This window comes from Sphingobium lactosutens (genome assembly GCF_013393185.1).
GTDB classification, from domain to species: domain Bacteria; phylum Pseudomonadota; class Alphaproteobacteria; order Sphingomonadales; family Sphingomonadaceae; genus Sphingobium; species Sphingobium lactosutens_A.
Genome location: NZ_QJQX01000019.1, coordinates 1 through 1,358 on the forward strand (window position 1 = coordinate 1; position 1,358 = coordinate 1,358).

1 pseudogene is annotated in these 1,358 nt (G+C 61.8%); it reads left to right on the forward strand.

The features are described 5' to 3' along the window. Positions 1-104 precede the first annotated feature (104 nt). Positions 105-1,300: pseudogene (locus DM806_RS01755) on the forward strand (IS256 family transposase). Positions 1,301-1,358: the final 58 nt, after the last annotated feature.

The following is a 1,358-nucleotide window of genomic DNA, read 5'->3' on the forward strand; positions in this document are numbered from 1 at the left end:
GGTCGTGTCCCGCGGGGTGGTGTAGGAAGGTTTCCCTGAGAGGGTGGCCACCGTCGATCTTCTGGTAGGGTTCGGATGCGAACTCGAACCTGGAGAAGAAGACGATGACCGAGGACAGAATGGCCCTTGTCGAGCTGATTGAGCAAGGGGCTGATAGCGATTTGGTGCGTGAGATGCTGGCTTTCGCCGCAGAGCGTATGATGGATCTCGAGATCGAGGCGAAGACGGGCGTGCCTTGCGGATCACGCAGCCCGGAGCGGCTGAACCACCGCAACGGCTACCGCGAGCGGGGTTGGGATACGCGAGCTGGCCGGATGATCTGGCGATCCCGAAGCTGCGCAAAGGCAGTTACTTCCCGAGCTTCCTGGAGCCACGCCGCACCGCCGAGAAGGCCTTGGCGGCAGTGATCCAGGAAGCCTACGTCCACGGCGTTTCGACCCGTTCGGTCGACGATCTGGTCAAGGCGATGGGCGCCAGCGGTGTTTCAAAGAGCCAGGTCAGCCGTTTGGTTGCCGAGATCGACGAGCGGGTGAACGCTTTCCTCACGCGACCGATTGAAGGCGAGTGGCCCTATCTATGGATCGACGCCACCTACCTCAAAGTGCGCGAGGGCGGACGGATTGTCTCGACGGCGGCGATAATCGCGGTGGGCGTCAACACCGATGGCCGACGCGAGGTTCTGGGCGTGGCCACCGGCCCGTCGGAAGCCGAACCTTTCTGGAAAGCCTTCCTGCGCTCTCTGGCTGACCGAGGCTTGCGCGGTGTGAAGTTGGTCATCGCCGACGATCACAAAGGGCTGCGCGCTGCCGCCAGCAAGGTATTTTCCGCGACCCAGCAGCGCTGCCGGGTGCACTGGATGCGCAATGCGTTCGCCCATGCGGCGCCGAAACAACGACCCGCTGTCATTGCCATGATCAAGACCATCTTCGCGCAGGAGACGGCCGAGGCGGCGCAACAGCAGTGGGACCAGGTTACCGATGCCCTGCGCGAGAAGTTTCCAAAGCTGGCCGACATGATGGACGCATCACGCGAGGACGTGCTCGCCTACATGGCCTTCCCCAAGGATCATTGGGCGCAGATCGCCTCCACAAATCCACTGGAAAGGGTCAACAAGGAGATCAAGCGAAGGGCAGACGTGATCGGCATATTCCCGAATAACGCTGCCGTCGTTCGTCTCGTCGGAGCACTCATGCTGGAGCAAAACGATGAGTGGGCGGTATCGCGCCGCTACATGACACTGGAAACCCTCGGCTCGGTGAGCCATAACCCTATTGTCAGCTTGCCAGCACTGGCAGCCTGACCTGAAGTCGATCCTGCCGTGGATCGACGGTTCCTACACCACCCCGAGGGACACGACC